Annotated in this window: 18 protein-coding genes; 11 read left to right on the top strand and 7 right to left on the bottom strand. The window is 64.1% G+C overall.

Going from position 1 to position 19,468, the window contains the following annotated elements; translation table 11 throughout:
* The first annotated feature begins 10 nt into the window (after positions 1–10).
* Complete coding sequence (gene recQ, locus GEV01_RS26180) at positions 11–1,834, top strand: DNA helicase RecQ (RefSeq protein ID WP_152808627.1); 1,824 nt, start codon at positions 11–13, stop codon at positions 1,832–1,834.
* Here the strand turns inward: recQ and GEV01_RS26175 are convergent.
* Both GEV01_RS26175 and GEV01_RS26170 read right to left on the bottom strand, forming a co-directional pair.
* Positions 1,831–2,301 (bottom strand): hypothetical protein, encoded by a 471-nt coding sequence (locus GEV01_RS26175; protein ID WP_152808625.1) that lies wholly within the window; start codon positions 2,299–2,301, stop codon positions 1,831–1,833. The two genes, recQ and GEV01_RS26175, sit on opposite strands and share 4 nt — an antisense overlap.
* Positions 2,298–2,750 carry an RES family NAD+ phosphorylase gene (locus GEV01_RS26170; protein ID WP_152808623.1) on the bottom strand — a complete coding sequence of 151 codons (453 nt, stop codon included), beginning with the start codon at positions 2,748–2,750 and terminating at the stop codon, positions 2,298–2,300. Before GEV01_RS26170 ends, GEV01_RS26175 begins: the two co-directional genes overlap by 4 nt.
* Before the next feature lie 95 nt (positions 2,751–2,845).
* Between GEV01_RS26170 and GEV01_RS26165 the strand changes: the two genes are divergently transcribed.
* Positions 2,846–3,373 carry a DUF1993 domain-containing protein gene (locus tag GEV01_RS26165; RefSeq protein ID WP_328595627.1) on the top strand — a complete coding sequence of 176 codons (528 nt, stop codon included), beginning with the start codon at positions 2,846–2,848 and terminating at the stop codon, positions 3,371–3,373.
* Here the strand turns inward: GEV01_RS26165 and GEV01_RS26160 are convergent.
* Complete coding sequence (locus GEV01_RS26160) at positions 3,363–4,289, bottom strand: AraC family transcriptional regulator (protein ID WP_328595626.1); 927 nt, start codon at positions 4,287–4,289, stop codon at positions 3,363–3,365. The two genes, GEV01_RS26165 and GEV01_RS26160, sit on opposite strands and share 11 nt — an antisense overlap.
* 124 nt (positions 4,290–4,413) lie before the next feature.
* Here GEV01_RS26160 and GEV01_RS26155 point away from each other — a divergent pair, with 124 nt between their 5' ends.
* Genes GEV01_RS26155 through GEV01_RS26140 form a run of 4 tightly spaced genes read left to right on the top strand, consistent with a single transcriptional unit; the run spans position 4,414 to position 8,394 of the window.
* Positions 4,414–5,310 carry a DMT family transporter gene (locus tag GEV01_RS26155; RefSeq protein ID WP_070270913.1) on the top strand — a complete coding sequence of 299 codons (897 nt, stop codon included), beginning with the start codon at positions 4,414–4,416 and terminating at the stop codon, positions 5,308–5,310.
* Between the two features lie 14 nt (positions 5,311–5,324).
* A complete protein-coding gene (locus GEV01_RS26150; protein ID WP_152808620.1) occupies positions 5,325–7,106 on the top strand; it encodes an amidohydrolase in 1,782 nt (593 codons plus the stop codon).
* A 35-nt stretch (positions 7,107–7,141) separates the two neighbouring features.
* Entirely contained in the window at positions 7,142–7,651 is a 510-nt protein-coding gene (locus GEV01_RS26145; protein WP_152808618.1) for a hypothetical protein, read from the top strand.
* On the top strand, positions 7,651–8,394 hold the full coding sequence (locus GEV01_RS26140) for a transporter substrate-binding domain-containing protein (RefSeq protein ID WP_152808616.1): 744 nt from the start codon (positions 7,651–7,653) through the stop codon (positions 8,392–8,394). Before GEV01_RS26145 ends, GEV01_RS26140 begins: the two co-directional genes overlap by 1 nt.
* Here the strand turns inward: GEV01_RS26140 and trmB are convergent, their stop codons facing one another.
* Positions 8,395–9,075, bottom strand: a complete 681-nt coding sequence (trmB, locus tag GEV01_RS26135) for a tRNA (guanosine(46)-N7)-methyltransferase TrmB (protein WP_152808903.1) — start codon at positions 9,073–9,075, stop codon at positions 8,395–8,397. It abuts the gene before it with no gap.
* Between the two features lie 198 nt (positions 9,076–9,273).
* Between trmB and GEV01_RS26130 the strand changes: the two genes are divergently transcribed.
* Complete coding sequence (locus GEV01_RS26130) at positions 9,274–10,614, top strand: GH1 family beta-glucosidase (protein ID WP_152808614.1); 1,341 nt, start codon at positions 9,274–9,276, stop codon at positions 10,612–10,614.
* Positions 10,615–10,717: 103 nt separating this feature from the next.
* Entirely contained in the window at positions 10,718–12,085 is a 1,368-nt protein-coding gene (locus GEV01_RS26125) for an MFS transporter (RefSeq protein WP_217428508.1), read from the top strand.
* 177 nt (positions 12,086–12,262) lie between these two features.
* On the opposite strand, the gene GEV01_RS26120 is transcribed toward GEV01_RS26125, so the two are convergent.
* Complete coding sequence (locus tag GEV01_RS26120) at positions 12,263–14,710, bottom strand: TonB-dependent receptor (RefSeq protein WP_152808612.1); 2,448 nt, start codon at positions 14,708–14,710, stop codon at positions 12,263–12,265.
* Positions 14,711–14,950: 240 nt separating this feature from the next.
* On the opposite strand from GEV01_RS26120, the gene GEV01_RS26115 reads away from it, so the two are divergent.
* Positions 14,951–16,534 (top strand): tryptophan halogenase family protein, encoded by a 1,584-nt coding sequence (locus GEV01_RS26115; protein ID WP_152808610.1) that lies wholly within the window; start codon positions 14,951–14,953, stop codon positions 16,532–16,534.
* 108 nt (positions 16,535–16,642) lie between these two features.
* Complete coding sequence (locus GEV01_RS26110) at positions 16,643–17,347, top strand: hypothetical protein (RefSeq protein WP_217428506.1); 705 nt, start codon at positions 16,643–16,645, stop codon at positions 17,345–17,347.
* Between the two features lie 83 nt (positions 17,348–17,430).
* On the opposite strand, the gene GEV01_RS26105 is transcribed toward GEV01_RS26110, so the two are convergent.
* Together GEV01_RS26105 and GEV01_RS26100 are read right to left on the bottom strand one after the other, a co-directional pair.
* Positions 17,431–18,435, bottom strand: coding sequence for an alpha/beta fold hydrolase (locus tag GEV01_RS26105; protein WP_152808608.1), 1,005 nt, complete (start codon positions 18,433–18,435; stop codon positions 17,431–17,433).
* Positions 18,432–18,851: an organic hydroperoxide resistance protein gene (locus tag GEV01_RS26100; RefSeq protein ID WP_152808606.1), complete on the bottom strand. Its 420-nt coding sequence runs from the start codon at positions 18,849–18,851 to the stop codon at positions 18,432–18,434. Before GEV01_RS26100 ends, GEV01_RS26105 begins: the two co-directional genes overlap by 4 nt.
* Before the next feature lie 154 nt (positions 18,852–19,005).
* Here GEV01_RS26100 and GEV01_RS26095 point away from each other — a divergent pair, with 154 nt between their 5' ends.
* Positions 19,006–19,467: a MarR family winged helix-turn-helix transcriptional regulator gene (locus GEV01_RS26095; protein ID WP_152808604.1), complete on the top strand. Its 462-nt coding sequence runs from the start codon at positions 19,006–19,008 to the stop codon at positions 19,465–19,467.
* The last annotated feature ends 1 nt before the right edge of the window (position 19,468 follow it).

Genomic DNA, 19,468 nt, shown 5'->3' with positions numbered 1-19,468 from the left:
AGTAGTAGCAATGGATCATCAGGAAAATAACGAACGCGCCCTTCAACTGCTGCAGACCGTGTTCGGCTACCCAGCCTTCCGCGGCCAGCAGGCGGAGATCGTCGGCCATGTCAGCGGTGGCGGCGACGCGCTGGTCCTGATGCCCACCGGCGGCGGCAAGTCGCTGTGCTATCAGATTCCCGCGCTGGTGCGCGACGGCGTCGGCGTGGTCGTCTCGCCGCTGATCGCGCTGATGCAGGACCAGGTGGACGCGCTGGCCGAAGTGGGCGTGCGCGCCGCCTTCCTCAACTCCACCCAGACTTACGAAGAGGCCAGCCGCATCGAGCGCCTGGTGCGCACCGGCGAGATCGACCTGGTCTACGTGGCGCCAGAGCGCCTGATGACGGAGCGCTGCCTGAACCTGTTCCAGGCGTCGAAGATCGCGCTGTTCGCCATCGACGAGGCGCACTGCGTATCGCAATGGGGGCATGACTTCCGGCCCGAGTACATCAAGCTGTCGGTGCTGCACGAGCAGTTCCCCAACGTGCCGCGCATCGCGCTGACCGCGACCGCCGATCCGCAGACCCGCGCCGAGATCATCCACCGCCTTCAGCTGGGCGATGCGATGCAGTTCGTGTCCTCGTTCGACCGTCCCAATATCCGCTACCAGATCGTCGAAAAGGCCAACGGCCGCAAGCAGCTGCTGGACTTCATCACCACCGAGCATGGCGGCGACTGCGGCATCGTCTACTGCCTGTCGCGCAAGAAGGTCGAGGAGACCGCCGAGTTCCTGAACGAGAACGGCGTGCGCGCCATGGCCTACCACGCCGGCATGGACCACGCCAAGCGCGCGGCCAACCAGGCCAAGTTCCTGCGCGAAGAGAACATCGTCATGTGCGCCACCATCGCCTTCGGCATGGGCATCGACAAACCCAATGTGCGCTTCGTCTGCCACCTGGATCTGCCCAAGAGTATCGAGGGCTACTACCAGGAGACCGGCCGCGCCGGCCGCGACGGCGATCCGTCCAGCGCCTGGATGGCCTACGGCCTGCAGGACGTGGTGCTGCAGCGCCGGATGATCGACGAGTCGGAAGCCGACGAGACCTTCAAGCGGGTGCTGGGCAACAAGCTCGATGCGATGCTGGGCCTGTGCGAAACGCTGAGCTGCCGGCGCGTGCGCCTGCTCGATTATTTCGGCGAAGCCTCCGGCCCTTGCGGCAACTGCGATACCTGTCTGATCCCGCCGGTGTCCTTCGACGGCACGGTGCCGGTGCAGAAGCTGCTGTCGGCGGTGTACCGCGTCGACCAGCGCTTCGCCGCCGGCCACGTGATCGAAGTGCTGCGCGGCGTGGAGACGGAGCGTATCAAGACGTGGCATCACGATTCGCTGTCGGTGTTCGGCATCGGCGCCGACCGCAGCGAGGCCGAGTGGCGCGCCATCCTGCGCCAGGTGATCGCGCTGGGCCTGGTGACGGTCGACCATGAACAATACAGCTCGCTGAAGCTGACCGACGCGGCGCGCCCGGTGCTCAAGGGCGGGCAGAAGGTGCAGCTGCGCCAGTACCAGAAGCCGGTCAAGCAGAAGAGCCCGAGCAAGGCGTCGAAGGGTTATGTGGAGAGCGATCTGTCGCCGCGCGAGCAGGCCATCTTCGACAAGCTGCGCTGGTGGCGGGTGGAGACGGCGCGCGCGCACGACGTGGCGGCCTACATCATCTTCAACGACGCCACGCTGCGCGAGATCGCCAAGGCGCGACCGACCACGCTGTCCGACCTGCGCGGCATCTCCGGCGTCGGCGAGAAGAAGCTGGCGTCGTATGGCGACGAGATCGTCGCCATGATCAGCGAGATGGATTAAGCCACGCGCGACTGGGGTAGAAGCTTGCGCATGCTGTCGCGGATTCTTGTTCTTTTTTCTTGAGCTGTGAGGCTGCTCCAGAGCAGGAATGTCGGTGCAGGGATATCGAGTTCGATAAACTCTATCGGTTCGGTGATACTCCAGACTGAAGCCGACTGGCCGGCACATTCGGGGCAGTAAGGCGGCAGCCCCATCTCGAACGGCTCGCCATCGAGATCCGGATCGCAGGCGACTACGCCAAAGATCGCTTGTAAAACCTCGGCTTGCTTTACTTCGTCCAACCCTCTTGCTTTTAATGCGCTGGCGACCTCGGAATAAGCGATGCAATGTATCGCATCCAGATAGCGTAGCGCGGGAGAGTTCTTCTTCCTGAGCAAAAACTCGCCATAGGCATGAGGACTGATTTGCGGAGCTTTGAAAGAAATTCCACAAGACTCACATCGATATTCAAAGAGTACAAGTTTCATTTTTCCACCGGAGTAACAATCTGAGGCTTTAATGTCTGATTGTAGTCTTGCAGTATAGCGTGGTTACTTTTTCCGGCCGCTCTCTCTGAACGGAAATGAATGACGTTATATCCATCCCTGCGTGCGGCTGCTCCTATCGCTTGAGTGACTGAACTTATAGCGCCTCCAACATAACCATATTTCGCAGCCACATCAGGCTCCGTTAAGTCCAGTACTCTCATGGCACTGTGATTCATCAAGAACCGGATCACGTGCGTTGGCGGGACGCCGTAATGTTTCATCTCGGCCAGCGCTGTCTCGGCATCCTCCGAAACATAAAAAGCTTTTCCAAACCGGCTGTTGGGATTCAGGTATTTAGGATCAATGCCTTTCAGGATACTGCTGACTTGACTCTTGTCGTTGAGCGTTGCATGGAAAGCGCTCGTGGTACGAATATCAGGATTCGTCATCTCCAGCTCCTGCCGCACTACACGTGTACGCAAACTATCGCTTGAGAAGACGACGCATGTTTTGATTGGTCACAGTGCCTGCGTAAGCTAATATCATGCCGAACCAGAAGGATATCGATATGCACGCACCGACCATATTTAATCGATCGCTCGGCCAACTTGCCGGAATCATCAAAAGGATAGAGACAAACCCCGAAATACTTGGCGCGCGGCTGCATGCAGAGATGCTGCCGTTCGCGTCGCAGGTGCGCGCCACGGCCAACTTTGCCTTGCGCGGCTGCTGTCCGCTGGCAGGTTTGCCGCCGGTGAGTTTCGATGGCGCCGAGGTGTCATTCGCCGCGCTGGCGAAGCAGGTCGACGACACCATCGCCTACATCGCCGCGATTCCGCCATCGCAGTTCGAAGGCCCGGCCGACCGCGTTTGCCGCGACCGCGCCGGCTTCGCCGACATCGCGCTGCCTGCCGACGAATACCTGAACCTCTACATCCTGCCCAACTTCTACTTCCACTTCAGCATGGCCTACGCGATCGCGCGCAGCCACGGCGCGGACATCGGCAAGCAGGACTTCGACGGCTACCACCTGTACGCGCCCGGCTTCTCGTTCGAAAAGCCTACGACGTAACGATGCTGCGGTAGCGGCTGGGCGGCGCACCTACGCTGTCGCGGAAGCGGTGGCTGAAGTGGCTCAGGTCCGCGTAGCCGCAGGCGTCGGCGATCTGCTGCAAGGGCTGGTCGCTGGTCTTCAGCAGCAGCCGCGCATGCTCCACGCGGCGCGCCGCGATCCACGCCGATGGCGGCATGCCGAACGAGATCCGGAACATCCGCGCCAGATGGTACTCCGACATGCACGCCAGCTGCGCCAGCATGCCCAGCGAGATATTCTGCCCAAGGTTAGCTTCGATGTAGTCGGCCAGCCGCCGCCGCACCACCGGCGCCAGTCCGCCGCGCACGCGCTGCTGGTGCTGCGGCATCGATTGCGACAGCAGCAGATGGCTCAGGGTTTCGTGCGCCACCTCGTTGGCGCGCAGCTGGCCGTCCGCGCCTTCCCACGACATATCCGCCAGACCGGCGCACAGCTTGCCGATGCGCTCATGCTCGAAGTAGGTGCGGTCGGCCAGCGTGACCTCGCGCGGTTCGCGGTCCAGCTCCACCACCGCGCGCCGCGTGAAGTGCTCGGGCAGGAAGTAGACGTGCAGGAAGCGCAGCGGCCCGCGCACCGTCCAGCTGGACTCGTGCCAGTCCGGCAGCGTGCACAGACGCTCCGGCGCTCCGTACAGGCCGGGAAGTTCGTCGCGTTCGGTGCGGTAGCCGCCGCCCATGTAGTAGGACAGCGTGTGGTGGCCCGGCTTGTTGTAGCTGGTCTCGGCCACCTCGGTGTCGCGGCGCCAGATGGCCACCGCCAGATCGTCGCCCAGCCAGGCGAAGCGCTCCATCACCGCATCCGTTTCGGACATGGTGCGGAACACCGCGTGCGAAATCAGCCCGTCCGGCGCGCGGGCGGGGAAGGCATCGGTGGCGTTCAGAGGACGGGCTGGCACGGCGCGGTCATTCAGTAAGAGTTGGCTTAAAGTCTAGCACGGAGCGCCCTCTCCCCGCTGGCGGCCGGCCGATTTGCGCAATTTCAGACAAGCGCCGCTCGCGCCCGTCCGGCATGCTGTGGGCATGAATATCTTCCTCTACCTGCTCACTGTCCTGATCTGGGGTACCACCTGGATCGCCATCACCTTCCAGCTCGGCGTGGTGCCGGCGCCGGTGTCGATCGCCTACCGCTTCTGGCTGGCCGCCGCCGTGTTGATGGGATTCTTGCTCGTCACCCGCAAGCCGTGGTGGCCGCCGCGCCAGGCCTGGCGCTACCTGTTCGCACAGGGCATGGCGCTGTTCTGCCTGAACTTCCTGTGCTTCTACTACGCCAGCCAGTGGATCACCAGCGGCCTCGAAGCGGTGGTGTTCTCCACCGCGCCGCTGTGGAACGCCATCAACGGCCGCATCTTCCTCGGCCGGCCGATACGCCGCCAGGTGATGGTGGGCGCCCTGCTCGGCCTGACCGGCATCGTGCTGCTGTTCGCGCCGCAGATGGCGGGCCACTGGCACGACAGCAAAGTGATGATGGGCCTCGCGCTGACCTTGGGCGGCACGCTGTGCTTCTCGTGCGGGAACCTGCTGTCGAGCCGCATGCAGTCCATGGGCCTGACGCCGTGGCTGACCAACAGCTGGGCCATGCTGATCGGCTCCACCACGCTGGGCGTGGCGGCGCTGGCGCTGGGCATGCCGTTCGCGCTGGAGCCGACCACGCGCTACGTCGGCGCCCTGCTGTACCTGGCGATTCCCGGCTCGGTGATCGGCTTCACCGCCTACCTGTTGCTGGTCGGCCGCATAGGACCGGACCGCGCGGCCTATTCCACGGTATTATTCCCCATCGTGGCACTGACCATTTCAACGATCTATGAAGGCTACCACTGGACGCCGACCGCCCTGACCGGGCTGGCGCTGGTACTGGCGGGGAACCTGCTGGCGTTCCTGCCGCTGGCCCCGCGCGCCAAGGCGATGGGAGCCGCATAAAAACAGGGGAACGCATGAACCGATACGTCGCTGCATTGACGCTGGCACTCACCGGATCGACCGCCGCTGCCGCCGCGGCGCCGGCCGACACCATCTACCGCAACGGCTACATCTACACCGTCGATGCGAAAGACAGCGTGCAGCAGGCGCTGGCCGTGCGTGCCGGCCGCATCGTCTACGTGGGCGACAATGCCGGCACCAAGCCGCTGACCGGCAAAAAAACCAAAGTGATCGACCTGCATGGCCGCATGCTGATGCCCGGCCTGATCGACGGCCATATGCACCCGCAATCGGGCGGCAGCCGCCTGCTCAACTGCAGCCTCGATTACGAGGCGCTGACGGTGGCCCAGTTCCAGTCGCGCATCCAGGCCTGCATCGATAAGGACAAGAAGTCCGGCGCCGACCGCTGGCTGGTGGTGGTCAACTGGTTCCAGCAAGGGATGCTGCCGGACGGCGTGGAAACCACCGCCGCCACGCTCGATGCGCTGAAGACCGAACGCCCCGTCATCGTGCGCTCCTCCTTCGGCCACTCCGCGCTGCTCAACACCAAAGGCGTGCAACTGGCCGGCATCAAGCGCGACATGCCCGATCCCGCCGGCGGCAAGATCACCCGCGACGCCAAGGGCGACGCCACCGGCCTGCTGGAAGACGCCGCGCAGGACATGGCGATGAACCTGCTGCCGCCACTGACGGTGGCCGAGAACCTGTCCGCATCCAAGGCCGCGCTGGCGGCGATGCGCAAGCAGGGCATCACCAGCTTCCTCGACGCCTACACCGATCCCGAAACCATGACCGCCTTCGCCGACCTGCACAAGCAGGGCAAGCTGACCGCGCGCGCGCACTTCGCAGTGCTGATCGACCTCGATAAAGGCGCCACGCCGCAAAGCGCAGTGGCCGAGCTGCTCAAGCAGCAGAAGCAGTTCGACCAAGGGCCGACCGTCGCCGCACCATCGATGCAGGTGCGCCACGCCAAGCTGTTCATGGACGGCGTGATCTCCGCGCCGGCCTTCACCGGCGCCATGCTGGAGCCCTACCTGGTCAACCAGGGCACGGCGGACAAGCCGGACTGGCAGCCCGGCGCCAGCACCGGCCCGGCCAGCTACTTCTCGCCCGAGGCGCTGAAGACCACGCTGACCGAACTGGCCAACGCCCGCATCGATCCGCACATCCACGTCGACGGCGACCGCGCCGTGCGTGTATCGCTGGACGCCATCGAAGCCCTGCGCGCCACGCCGGCCGGCAAGGCCATGCGACCCGCGCTGGCGCACGACGAAATCGTCGCCCCGGCCGACTACCCGCGCTTCGCCAAACTGGATGTGACGCCGGTGCTGTCCCTCCAGTGGGGGAAGCCGGCGCCCGATACCGTGGGCGCGCTGAAGGACTACATGGGCCCGCAGCGCTACGCCATCGTCGAACCGCAGGCGCTGCTGCTGAACGCCGGCGCACGCATCGCTTTCGGCAGCGACTGGCCGGTCGATCCGCTCGACGAATGGTTCGCGCTCAAGGTCGGCGTGACCCGCACCGCCGCGCCCAACGCCGGCAAGGAGTACGAGGGCACGCTGGGGCCGCAGCCCGGCATGCCGCGCGCCGCCGTGCTGCGCGCCATCACGCTCAACGCCGCGTACACGCTGCGCCAGGAAGCGCTTACCGGTTCGCTGGAACCGGGCAAGCTGGCCGACATGATCGTATTGGACCGGAATTTCTTCACCATCCCGGCCGAGGACATCGCCAACATCAAGGTGCTGCAGACTATGGTGGGCGGCAAAATTGTGTATCAGGCCAAGGGCATGCGTTAAGATGTCGGCCTTTAGATAAACAGGCATAGCCCGCCATGGAACTCGCCATCTCCCTGCTGATCATCGCCGTCACCGGCCTGGTGGTCTACGCGATCATCAAGACCAATCCGGCCAAGCCGATGCAGCTGCCGGCCCGCCCGGCCACGCCCTACGAGCCGGCGCTGCCCGAAGGCGCGCCCGCGCTGCACTGGTCCGACGACGGCCGCTTCCTGGTCGAAGTGGTCAACGAATCGCGCTACCAGGCCACGCTCAAGGCGCTGGCCGGCGACCATGGCGAACAGGCTGCGGCCGCGCCCTACCTGGCCACGCTGGTGCCTGACGACGTCAATCCCTACGAAAGCGCCGCCGTTGCAGTCTTCCTCGGCGGCCGCATGACGGGCTACCTGTCGCCCAAGGCCTCGCTGACTTTCCGCGCGCTGTTGAAGCACAAGGAAATCGAAGGCCGCATCACCAGCTGCGAGGCACAGGTGCGCGGCGGCGGCGTGTGGCAGAACGGCCGCCTGTCGTACGTCGTGGTGCTGGACATGGAGCCGCTGGAGAAGTGATGAAGCTGTTCGCCCTGTCCCTGCTGACGGCGGCAGGCGCCGCGTCGGCCCAGCCGCCTGCGCCTGCGCCGGCCCTGCCACTGGCGCTGCACTTTTCGCAAAGCCCGCCGCTGCACTACGCCGACTCGCGCGGCGTGCTGACCGGCCACGTCGCCAGGCCCGCCATCGCCGCGCTGAACGCCGCCGGCATTCCCTTCCAGGTGCGGCAAACGCCGGCCAAGATGCAGCTGGTGCTGATGCAGGACGGCCGGGAACCCGCCTGCATGCTGGGCTGGCTGCAAACGCCGGAGCGCGAACGCACCGGCAAATTCTCGGAAGTGGTGTACGAAGACAAGCGCCCGTTCGCGCTGACGTGGAGCGGCAACACGGCCATGCACGACGAGGAGCCGCTGAAGGACACGCTGACCGACAAGAACCTGCGCGCGGTGGTGAACCGGGGCGCCTCCTACGGCGTAGCGATCGACCGCGGCCTGCTGCGCTACAAGACGACCACCATCCCCACCACGGCCGACACCCAGCAGCTGCTGGACATGCTGCGCCGGCACAGCATCGATTACTTCTTCATCACGGAGGAGGAGCTGGAGGAAGCGGTCAAGGTTTCGGGGTATCCCGCTTCGCACTACAAGCGGATCTACTTCTCCGACCTGTACAAAGGCTACGAGCGTCGCCTGTGGTGCAGCAAGTCGGTGCCGGACGAGACGTTCAAACGCTTGAACGCCGCCATCGTCCGGCTGCGCAAATAATTACTTCTTGGTGAAGACCAGATCCCACACGCCGTGGCCCAGTTTCAAGCCGCGGTTTTCAAACTTGGTCAGCGGACGATAAGCCGGCTGCGGCGCATAGCCGTCGGCAGTGTTCTGCAAGCCCTCTTCCGCGCCCAGCACTTCCAGCATCTGCACCGCGTAGTCTTCCCAATCGGTGGCGCAGTGCAGGTAGCCGCCCACGGACAGCTTCTGCACCAGCAGCTTGACGAACGGCGACTGGATCAGGCGGCGCTTGTTGTGGCGGGCCTTGTGCCAAGGGTCCGGGAAGTAGATATGCACGCCGTGCAGCGAGCCGTCCGGGATCATCTGGTTCAGCACTTCGACCGCGTCGTGCTGGATCGCCTTCAGATTGGTCAGGCCCTGCTCTTCGATCAGCTTGAGCAGGCTGCCCACGCCGGGCGTGTGCACTTCCACGCCGATGAAGTCCTTCTCCGGCATCACACCGGCGATGTGCGCCGTGGTGCCGCCCATGCCGAAGCCGATCTCCAGCACCACCGGCGCCTTGCGGCCGAAGGCTTGCTCATAGTCGAGTGGCGCCTTGGCGTATTCGATCATGTACTTCGGGCTCAGTTCTTCCAGCGCGCGCGCTTGCGCCGTCGACAGGCGGCCGGCGCGGGTGACGAAACTGCGGATGCGGTGTTCGGTCGGGTCGTAGAGCATAGGCCGCGCTGGGCCGTCTTTAGGGGTATCGGAAGACATGGGATGAACTGAGTCGATAATCAATGAGGCAGCATTATATCAGCCGCCAAAACCCCACTTCAGCAAATGATTGACACCCAGTTTGAGTTCAGGTCTAATCGTGCTCAGTGGTTTGAAAACGTTTTCAAGCACTCCCGTTAATCCTCAAGCGACATCAACATGACCGATTTCACGCAATTTCCGCCCTCGTTCACCTGGGGCGTGGCCACCAGCGCGTTCCAGATTGAAGGCGGCGCGGCCGCCGATGGCAAGGGGCCGTCGATCTGGGACACCTTCAGCCACACCCCCGGCAAAGTCATCGACGGCAGCAATGGCGATGTCGCCTGCGACCACTACCACCGCTACCCGGAAGACGTGGCCATCATGTCCGGCCTGGGCGTGGACGCCTACCGCTTCTCGATGGCCTGGTCGCGCGTGCAGCCGCAGGGCAAGGGCGCGTGGAACGAAGCCGGTTTCGCCTTCTACGACCGGCTGCTGTCCGAGCTGGAGGCCAAGGGCATAGACGCCCACGTCACGCTGTACCACTGGGATCTGCCGCAAGGCCTGCAGGACGACGGCGGCTGGCTCAATCGCGACACCGCCTACCGTTTTGCCGACTATGCCGGCGAAGTGGCGCGTCGTTTTGGCTCGCGCTTGAAAACGATTGCAACGCACAACGAGCCATGGTGCACGGCCAATCTGGGCTACGGCAACGCGCAGTTCGCGCCGGGCGTGGCGGACCTGAAGCAATCGATACAGGTGTCGCACCACCTGCTGCTGTCGCACGGGCTGGCGATGCAGGCGATGCGCGCGGTGGGCAGCAGCGCGCAGCTGGGCATCGTGCTCAATCAATGGACCGCCGACGCGGCCACCGACAGCGCGGCCGACAAGGCGATGGCGGAATTCGAATACGCGCGCTCGGTGCAGTGGTTCATGGATCCCATCTTCAAGGGCAAATACCCGGAACTGGCGCTGCAGGGCCACGGCGACAACGCGCCGGTGATCCACGCGAACGACTTCAAGGACATCCAGCACAAGATCGACTTCCTCGGCGTGAACTACTACTTCCGCGCCTACTGCTCGGCCGAGACGCCGCCGCGCCAGCCGGAAGCGAAGCTGGGCACCACCGACATGGGCTGGGAGATCTTCCCCGACGGCCTGACCGAGCTGCTGCTGAAACTGAAGGCCGAATACGATCTGCCGCCGATCTACATCACCGAGAACGGCATGGCCAATCCGGACGTGATCGTCGATGGCGAGATCCCGGACGAGGCGCGCATCGATTTCGTGCTGCGCCACCTGAAGGCGCTGAACGACGCGCGGCTGCAGGGCGTGGACATCCAGGGCTACTTCCTTTGGAGCCTGCTCGACAACTTCGAATGGAACTCGGGCTACGCAAAGCGCTTCGGCATCGTGCATGTCGACTATGCGACGCAGCAGCGAACGCTGAAGCACAGCGCGCACTGGTACCGCGAATATCTGTTGAAACAAAGGCCGCAGCGCACCGCGCACGCGGCCTAGATCAAGCGTTTCAAACCCGCCGGCGCAGATGCCGGCGTTTTCCTTTCTACAGGCCGCAGAGCCTGATGCTTTACACTCCAACGAGAATAACGAGGACGACATCATGCAAACCGCACCATCCGCCGCGCCAGCGCAGGAACAGCAAGCACCCGCCGCCGCCATTCAACCGCCATCGCTGCTACGCGCCATGTTCGCTCGCGGCACGCCGATGCTGTGGGTCCCCAGCGGCTACTTCGCGATGGCGCTGACCTACATGATGCTCACCAGCGTCACCTCCATCATGTTCAAGAACCTGGGCATGGACAACGGCCAGGCCGCGCAGTACGCCAGCTACCTGATCCTGGCCTACACCATCAAGCCGCTGTTCGCGCCCTTCGTCGAAATGTACCGCACCAAGAAGTTCTTCGTGCTGTGCGCGCAGCTGATCATCGGCGTCGGTTTCGCCGGCGTGGCGCTGGCGATGTCGCTGCCGGACTACATGGTGGTGATGGTGTTCCTGTTCGGCGTGCTGTCGCTGGTGGGCGCCACGCAGGACATCGCCTCCGACGGCGTCTACGTCACCTCGCTGGACGCCAGGACGCAATCGCTGTTCTGCGGCATCCAGAGCCTGAGCTGGAACATCGGCCCCATCGTCGCCTCGGGTGGCATGGTATATCTGAGCGGCTGGCTGCACACGCACTACTTCCATCACCAGGCCGGCGTGTTCGGGCCGGAGTGGATCGAATCATGGCGCATCATCTTCTTCATCGTGGCGGCGATCACCATCGTCGCCGCCTTGTGGCATATGCGCGTGATGCCCGATGGCGCCAAGGCGGAGAATGCGCCGGCGTCGGTGGCCGAAGCGGCCTTCATCCTCAAGGACTCCTTCGTCACCTTCTTCCAGAAGCGCGACGTGTGGACGATGGTGGCGTTTGCCTTCCTGTTCCGGCTCAGTATCGGGCTGCTGGAAAAGATCGGTCCCTTCTTCATGGTCGATCCGGTGGCGCAGGGCGGGCTGGGTTTGTCGAACGAGATGCTGGGGCTAATCTATGGGACGTATGGCTTGATCGCCGTGCTGCTGGGGTCTCTGCTGGGCGGCATCTTCGTCGCGCGGCGCGGGCTGCCGGCGACCTTGTTCGTGCTGTGCTGCGCGGTCAACATCCCCAACGTCACCTTCCTGTTGATGAGCATCTACCAGCCGGACAACCTGCTGGTGATCAGCGCCGGCGTGGCGATCGAGAAGTTCTTCTTCGGTTTCGGCTCGGTGGGATTCATGATCTATCTGATGCAGCAGCTAGCGCCGGGCAAATACACGACGACACACTACGCTTTCGGCACGGGCCTGATGGGTTTATGCATGATGGTGACGGGCATCGTCAGCGGCCATTTGCAGCAGGCGCTGGGTTATGTGCACTACTTCTGGCTGGTGATGGCCGCGACGATCCCATCGTTCATCGTCACCTGGTACGCACCGTTCCATCACAAGGATTAAGTCAGCAAGGCAGAACGTAAAGGGCCGGCGCCAAACAGGCGCCGGCCCTTTTTTTATCGTCATTCCCGCGAAGACGGAAATGACGAGCAAGCGGTAGGCAAAAAAAATCCCCTCGGCCTTGAGGGGCCGAGGGGTTGGAAGACCACTACAACTGGGACTACAGGAAAAGCTCCGTGCTTAGAACGATTTGCCGACGTTGATGCCGAAGGTGCGTGGCGGCAGGTACTGCGCTTGCCACGGGCCATTGGCGTTCATCGCGCTGGTCTTGATCTTCGCGTCTTCCGCGTTGCGGACATACGCATCGAAGTACCACTTCGAATTGGAATCGAAGCGCAGACCCAGGTCGGTGCGGGTGTAAGCCTTCTGCTTGTCCGGCTCACCCAGATTGAACACGCTCAGCCAGCTGGCCGTCTCGTAGTGCGCGCTGATGCGCGGGATCAGCGTGCCGCTATCCAGCGCGAAGCTGTGCTGGTACATGACCTGAGCGCTGAACTTAGGCGAGTGCGGCATGGTGTTGCCGCTCACGTCCAGGCACGGATTGGTGATGCCAGGCGCCGTGCAGGCCGGCAGCACATAGTCGTTACTACCACCGATCAGATGCTTCAGCGTGGCGTTGGTGTACGCGGCGGTGAACTGCACGCGGTCTTCACGCGTGATCTTGGCCGCGATCTCCGTCTCGACACCCCATATCTTCGCACCTTCCGCATTGCTGGTAGCCAGGCCGCGCGTACCGTCCGCATACGTCACCGGTGCGCTGAACTGGAAGCCCTTGAACTTCTCGTAGTAAGCCGAGTTGTTCATCCGTACCGTGCCGCCGAAGAAGGTGCTCTTCGAACCGATCTCGTAGTTGGTCAGCGTCTCGGAACCATATGGCACGCCGCCATCCTGCAAACCGCCCGACTTGTAGCCGGTCGATACGCTGGCGTAGACCATGTTGTTCTTGTCGATCTCGTAGCTGGCGCGCACCAGGCCAGTCAGCTTGTGGTCGTTGAACACGCCGTCGTTGTGCTGGTAGGTGGTGAAGCCGGTGCCGCCGCCCAGTGGATTCATCGATGGGCTGACAGGAATCTGCGGCGCATCGAGGTTGCTCCAGCCATTGTTGGTGCCGCCGATGTTCTTGCGCTCGTCCGAGGTGTAGCGCAGGCCACCGGTCACGTGCAGCGCGTCGGTGGCGTTCCACGTGGCTTGGCCGAAGACGGCTTTCGAATCCACGGTTTCCTTAGGCTGGATGAAGGAACCCTGCCAGCCCACGGTGCCCTGCTGGGTGCCGTTCATGATCGGGATGTCGAAGCGGATGCCGTTGTCCTCATTGGCGTAGTACAGGCCAAGCAGCCAGTCCACATCGCGCTTGCCGGTCGACTGGATCTCCAGTTCGTGGCTATAGTTCTTGTACTTGGACCAAACGGTGTTGTTGGCCTGGTAGCTGCCGTTGGTGGTGAAGCTGGTCGGGATATTCGCGCCGCCATCCTGGTCGAAGGTCGACGAGCCATTGAAGCGCGAGTAGCCGGCGATGTAGGCAAGGCTGATGTCCTTATTGATCTCGTAGTCGACGCGGCTGCGCAGCGAATGCGAATCGCGGTTGACGCTAGGCGCCGTATCGATCAGCGCCGACCAGAAGTCCTGGCCCGCGCGCGGCGTCTGCATCAGGTTCATGCTCGGCGTGCCGCGGTCCATATAGTGCTCGTACGCGACGTTCCATTTCAGGGCAGACGACGGCTGCCACAGGAAGCTCAGACGCGCCGCGCTCTGGTCCTGCGCGCTGTACTTCTGGTTGTTGTTGACGAACAGGTTGGTGTTGATCGGCTGGAAGGCGATCGGGTTGCCCGGATGGGCGGCGTTCCACTTGGCGATGACCGGATCGGCCGCCGCATGCTGGTCCGCCAGCGACAGGTTGGGCGCGGTCTGGTAGTTGACGTAGCCGTTGTGCTGCTCGTGCACCACCGCCACGCGCATCGCCATGGTGTCGTTGATCGGAATGTTGACCGCGCCGCGCGCGCCCAGGCGGGCGTAGCTGCCGTAGCCCGCTTCGAAGTTACCGGCGCTGCTGCCGATTTCCGGCTTCACGGTCTGCATATTGACTGCGCCGACCGTCGAATTGCGACCCCACAGCGTGCCTTGCGGGCCGCGCAGCACTTCGATCGCTTCCAGGTCGAACAGCAGCGCGGTCGCGCCTTCAGGACGCGGCGAGTAGATGCCGTCGACGAAGCTGGCCACTTCCGGGTCGGCGTATTCGGTCTTGGCGCTGTCGTTGCCGATGCCGCGCAAGGTCATGGTGATCACGCCGTGGTCGCCCTGGCCGGTGGCGGCGAAGCCTGGCACCAGGTTGACCACGTCCTGCAGGGTCTGGACGTGGTTATCGTCCAGCACCGCGGCATTCAGCGCCGTCACGGCCACCGGGGTCTTTTGCAGCGAGGTGGAACGCTTGGTCGCGGTGACATACACCTCGGTGATGGCCGACGAGTTTTTGTCGGCGGCGGCCGCTGCCGCGGCGGCGGACTGCTCGGCGGCTGGGGCGTCGGCCGGCGATGCATACGCGGCGACGCTGGTGCCGGCCATCAGGGCGAGGATGGCCAACTGGATCGGGGACGGCAAGCGCTTCCCGGACTGCGGTACGTGGACGTTCATAAGTCTCCTTTGTCGTAGCGATCGCAGCGGGGGTGGCGACGCTACATTTATCATCGTTAAAAACGATTCCATGTTGTTTGAAAACGTTTTCAAATCAACTGAAACCGTTTTCCTTATTTGTGAAATCGATTTCATGGTACATAATTCAAATCACGGATGTCAATTTAAAAATTGTAGCGGCGTTGTTTCCCTGGCATGCCCGGGCGACGGCGCACCCTGCCGATGGAGACCGGAAAAACGATGAAAACGATACCAACACCCGTCAAGAACGTCCTGATCGTCGGCGGTGGCACCGCCGGCTGGCTGACGGCAGCCTTCCTGGCCCGCACCCTGGGCGCCGACGCCGGTCCTGGCGCCGGCGGGGACAGCGTGCGCATCACGCTGGTGGAATCGAAGGAGATCGGCATCATCGGCGTCGGCGAAGGCACCTTCCCGTCGATCCGCGGCACGCTGGCCGCCATCGGCATCGACGAAGCGCGCTTCATCCGCGAATGCAACGCCACCTTCAAGCAAGGCATCAAGTTCACCGACTGGGTGCGCCCGCCCGGCACGCCGGGCAACGACCATTACTTCCATCCATTCAGCCTGCCCAGCCAACGCCCCGGAGGCCCGGAACTGCTGCCCTACTGGCTGCAGGGCGCCGCGCCTGCCGGCGTGGGCTTCGCCGCCGCCGCCACCATGCAAAAGCGCGTGGCCGACGCCGCGCACGCGCCCAAGCGCTTCAACGACGCCGACTTCATGGGACCGCTGAACTACGCCTACCATTTCGACGCCGGCAAGTTCGCCGCCCTGCTCAGCACCCACGCGCAATCGCTGGGCGTGCGCCATGTGCTGGCGACGGTGGAGCGCGTGTCATTGGACGAGCAAGGCGCGATCGGCGCCGTGCACACCAGGGAAGCCGGCGAGCTGACGGCCGACCTGTACATCGACTGCACCGGCTTCCGCGCCGCGCTGATCGGCGACGCGCTGGGCACGCCCTTCCGCAACATCAACGACACGCTGTTCGTCGACCGCGCGCTGGCGATGCAGGTGCCGTACGATACGGCCGACGCGCCCATCCCCTCCTACACCATCGCCACCGCGCACGAGGCGGGATGGACCTGGGACATCGGCCTGCACCAGCGGCGCGGCATCGGCTACGTCTACTCCAGCCGCCACACCGACGACACCCGCGCCGAGCAGGTGCTGCGCGCTTACATCGGCAAGGCCAGCGACGGCCTCAATCCGCGCCAGCTCAAGCTCAATGTGGGCTACCGCGAACAGCACTGGGTGAAGAACTGCGTGGCGGTGGGCTTGTCGGGCGGCTTCCTGGAGCCGCTGGAATCGTCCGGCATCGGCCTGATCGAAACGGCGGCTTACCTGGTCAGCTACCTGTTCCCGCACGACGGCGACATGGCGCCGGTGGCCAAGGTGTTCAACGAGATGATGAAGGCGCGCTACGAGCGCATCGTCGATTTCGTCAAGCTGCACTACTGCCTGACGCAGCGCCGCGACAACGCCTTCTGGACCGACAACACCGATCCGGCCAGCATCCCCGAATCGCTGCGCGACAAGCTGGCGATGTGGCGCCGCCGCGCGCCGCACCGCATGGACTTCGTGGTGGACCTGGAGATGTATCCGCCGTCCAGCTGGCAGTACGTGCTGTACGGGATGGAGTACCCGACCGCGCAGTACGCCAACGCCAGCACGCTGCCGCGCTTCGAGGAAGCGCGCAGGGAGTTCCAGATGATCGAGCAGATGTCGCACCGCGCGCTGGCCGACCTGCCCACGCACCGGGCGCTGATCGATCACTTCCTCCAGCGCGGCGAGCGCAAGATCGCCTGAGCGTCGTATTTCGGCTAAAACGCGTCGAACGTACGGACGCGAACATACCGGCGCCAAAGCGTCGCACATGATGGTCTCTGCTTGATATCTAAAACCAGAGGAGAGACCATGCATACCCAACCATTACACGCCGGCGCCATGGCCAGCCACGAACTCGGAGATGGCTATGCCTCCGGCGTTTCGTGGGGCGCCGTATTCGCCGGCGCCGCTGCCGCCGCCGCGCTGTCATTCATCCTGCTGATACTCGGCATGGGCCTTGGCCTGTCGTCGGTATCGCCCTATCAGTACAACGCCACGCCGCTGGGCAACGCCACCGTCGCCTGGATCGCCTTCGTGCAGCTGGCGGCATCGGGCATCGGCGGCTACATGGCCGGACGCCTGCGCATCAAATGGGCCAGCGTCCATGGCGATGAAGTCCACTTCCGCGACACCGCGCACGGCCTGCTGGCCTGGGCGGTGTCGACGCTGATCATGGTCGCGGTACTGGCCGGCGGCACGCGCGCAGCGCTCAGCGGCGCCATCGACTCCGGCGCGATCGACGCGCAGCGCAGCGAAATCAACCGCATGCTGATCGCCGATGTCCCGGCGGGTAAACTCAGCGCCGAGGAACGCAGCAATCTGGCGCAGCTGATCGCCAAGCGCACCGGCGTGACGCCAGCCGATGCCGAAGAAGCGCGCAAAGCCGCCGCCCATTCGGCGCTGTGGATGTTCGTGGCCCTGCTGCTGGGCGCTTTCGTCGCCAGCCTGTCCGCCACGCTGGGCGGCCGCCACCGCGATCACGCACGTGTCATCGTGCGCACCACCACCATCTAACCGGAGACCATCATGCGCTCGATACTACTGCTGTTGCTGGGCATTCCACTCCCCATCGTCATCCTGATCGCGCTGTTCGTCCGCTAGTACGCGTCGACGTCGATCACTGCCTGGGCGAAAGCCTGCGGCGCTTCCTGCGGCAGGTTGTGGCCCACACCCTTGATCACGCGGTGCGTGCGCTTGCCGGTGAAGCGGGCGGCATACGCCTTGCCGTCGGTGGCCGGCGCCACGCCGTCGCTGTCGCCGTCCAGCGTGATGGTCGGCACGCCGATCGCAGGACTGGCCGCCAGCTTGCGCTCCAGCGCGTCGTACTTCGGATCGCCGTCCGCCACGCTAAGGCGCCAGCGGTAGTTGTGGATCACGATGGCGATGTAGTCCGGATTGTCGAACGAGGCCGCGCTGCGGTCGAAGGTGGCCTGGTCGAAGTTCCACTGCGGCGAATTGGCCTTCCAGATCAGGTTGGCGAATTCGCGGCGGTTGGCCTGGTAGCCCGCCTGTCCGCGCTCCGTGGCAAAGTAGAACTGGTACCACCAGCCGTGTTCCGCCTTGGGCGACAGCGGCAGCTTGTTGCGCTCGCGGTTGTTGATCAGATAGCCGTTCACCGACACCATGGCCTTGCAGCGCTCCGGCCACAGGGCCGCGATGATGTTGGCGGTGCGCGCACCCCAGTCGTAGCCGGCCAGGATGGCCTTGGGGATCTTCAGCGCGTCCATCAGCGCGATGATGTCCAGCGCCACCGCCGCCTGCTGGCCGTTGCGGAACGCCGCATCGGACAGGAAGCGCGTACTGCCATGGCCGCGCAGGTGCGGCACGATCACGCGGTAGCCTTGCGCCGCCAGCAGCGGCGCCACCTCCGCGAAACTATGTATATCGTATGGCCAGCCGTGCAGCAGCAGCACCGGCTTGCCGTCGGCGGGGCCGGCCTCGTAGTAGCCGACATCGAGTTCGCCGGCGCGGATCTGGCGGATCGGCGCCAGCGGCTGCGGCAGATCGGCTGCGCGCGCCAGCGATGCGAAAGGCAGCTCGGCGGCGGCCAGACCGACGGCGGCCAGTGCGCCGGTCAGCAGGTTGCGGCGTTGGGTATTCATGCTGCCAGCGCCAGTTCGACGTGGATATTGCCGCGCGTGAGCTTGGAGTACGGGCAGGTCTGGTGCGCCGCGTCGATCAGCGCCTGGCCCACGTCACGCTCCAGGCCCGGGAGGCTGACGTTCAGGCGCGCTTGCAGCAGGTAGGCGCTGCCGGCCGTGCCCAGGTCGACTTCGGCATCGACCGCCAGGTCGGCCGGCAGTTGCACCTTCATCGCCCGCGCCGCATGCCCCAGGGCGCCGATGAAGCAGGCCGACCAGCCGGCCGCGAACAGCTGCTCCGGATTGGTGCCCTGGCCGTTGCCGCCGGGCGGCGACAGCTTGATGTCCAGACGGCCGTCGCTGCTGCGGGCGTTGCCGTCGCGGCCGCCGGTGGTGTGGGTTTTGGCGGTGTACAGTACTTGTTCGATGCGGGTCATGGTGTGCTCCTTGTCGTGGTCGGGATGGTGTTTTTAATCGCATCCGATGCAATCGGATGAGACGAATAATATCTCAAGCAAAAACAAAGTCAAGCTTTTCCGATCAAATCGCATCCGATGTATAATCGGCCATCTGCAGACCAAGGGGACCGCCATGAGCACCAAAGCCGCCGCAAAAAAAGAATCGCGCAAGCTGGCCGATTTTTTATGCTTCTCGATTTATTCCGCCAACCTGGCGTTCGGCCGCGCCTACCGTCCCATCCTGGACGAGCTGGGGCTGACCTACACCCAGTACATCACCGTCATCGCGCTGTGGGAGCAGGACGGCCAGACCGTCGGCAGCCTGGGCGAGAAGCTGTTCCTGGAGTCGAACACGCTGACGCCCATCCTGAAGAAGCTGGAAACGATGGGCTATCTGCGCCGCGAGCGCGATCCGGGCGACGAGCGCCAGGTGCTGGTCAACCTGACCGACGCCGGCCGCGCGCTGCGCGAAAAAGGCCTGGGCATGAACCTGGTGGACGCCTGCGGCCTGACGCCGGGCGAATTCTCCACGGTGCAGAAAGCCGTCGCTACCCTGCGCGACAGCCTGATCAAGTCGGTACAGGACAAGGGCTAGG

The sequence above is a fragment of the Rugamonas rivuli genome (genome assembly GCF_009380165.1).
In the GTDB taxonomy this organism is placed as follows: Bacteria; Pseudomonadota; Gammaproteobacteria; order Burkholderiales; family Burkholderiaceae_D; genus Rugamonas; species Rugamonas rivuli.
This window is presented reverse-complemented; position numbering and strand designations above follow the sequence as displayed.

Coding starts and splice junctions, on each gene's coding strand:
- recQ (WP_152808627.1), top strand. CDS start 11: ATGGATCATCAGGAAAATAACGAACGCGCCCTTCAACTGCTGCAGACC.
- GEV01_RS26175 (WP_152808625.1), bottom strand. CDS start 2,301: ATGAAACTTGTACTCTTTGAATATCGATGTGAGTCTTGTGGAATTTCT.
- GEV01_RS26170 (WP_152808623.1), bottom strand. CDS start 2,750: ATGACGAATCCTGATATTCGTACCACGAGCGCTTTCCATGCAACGCTC.
- GEV01_RS26165 (WP_328595627.1), top strand. CDS start 2,846: ATGCCGAACCAGAAGGATATCGATATGCACGCACCGACCATATTTAAT.
- GEV01_RS26155 (WP_070270913.1), top strand. CDS start 4,414: ATGAATATCTTCCTCTACCTGCTCACTGTCCTGATCTGGGGTACCACC.
- GEV01_RS26150 (WP_152808620.1), top strand. CDS start 5,325: ATGAACCGATACGTCGCTGCATTGACGCTGGCACTCACCGGATCGACC.
- GEV01_RS26145 (WP_152808618.1), top strand. CDS start 7,142: ATGGAACTCGCCATCTCCCTGCTGATCATCGCCGTCACCGGCCTGGTG.
- GEV01_RS26140 (WP_152808616.1), top strand. CDS start 7,651: ATGAAGCTGTTCGCCCTGTCCCTGCTGACGGCGGCAGGCGCCGCGTCG.
- trmB (WP_152808903.1), bottom strand. CDS start 9,075: ATGCTCTACGACCCGACCGAACACCGCATCCGCAGTTTCGTCACCCGC.
- GEV01_RS26130 (WP_152808614.1), top strand. CDS start 9,274: ATGACCGATTTCACGCAATTTCCGCCCTCGTTCACCTGGGGCGTGGCC.
- GEV01_RS26125 (WP_217428508.1), top strand. CDS start 10,718: ATGCAAACCGCACCATCCGCCGCGCCAGCGCAGGAACAGCAAGCACCC.
- GEV01_RS26120 (WP_152808612.1), bottom strand. CDS start 14,710: ATGAACGTCCACGTACCGCAGTCCGGGAAGCGCTTGCCGTCCCCGATC.
- GEV01_RS26115 (WP_152808610.1), top strand. CDS start 14,951: ATGAAAACGATACCAACACCCGTCAAGAACGTCCTGATCGTCGGCGGT.
- GEV01_RS26110 (WP_217428506.1), top strand. CDS start 16,643: ATGCATACCCAACCATTACACGCCGGCGCCATGGCCAGCCACGAACTC.
- GEV01_RS26105 (WP_152808608.1), bottom strand. CDS start 18,435: ATGAATACCCAACGCCGCAACCTGCTGACCGGCGCACTGGCCGCCGTC.
- GEV01_RS26100 (WP_152808606.1), bottom strand. CDS start 18,851: ATGACCCGCATCGAACAAGTACTGTACACCGCCAAAACCCACACCACC.
- GEV01_RS26095 (WP_152808604.1), top strand. CDS start 19,006: ATGAGCACCAAAGCCGCCGCAAAAAAAGAATCGCGCAAGCTGGCCGAT.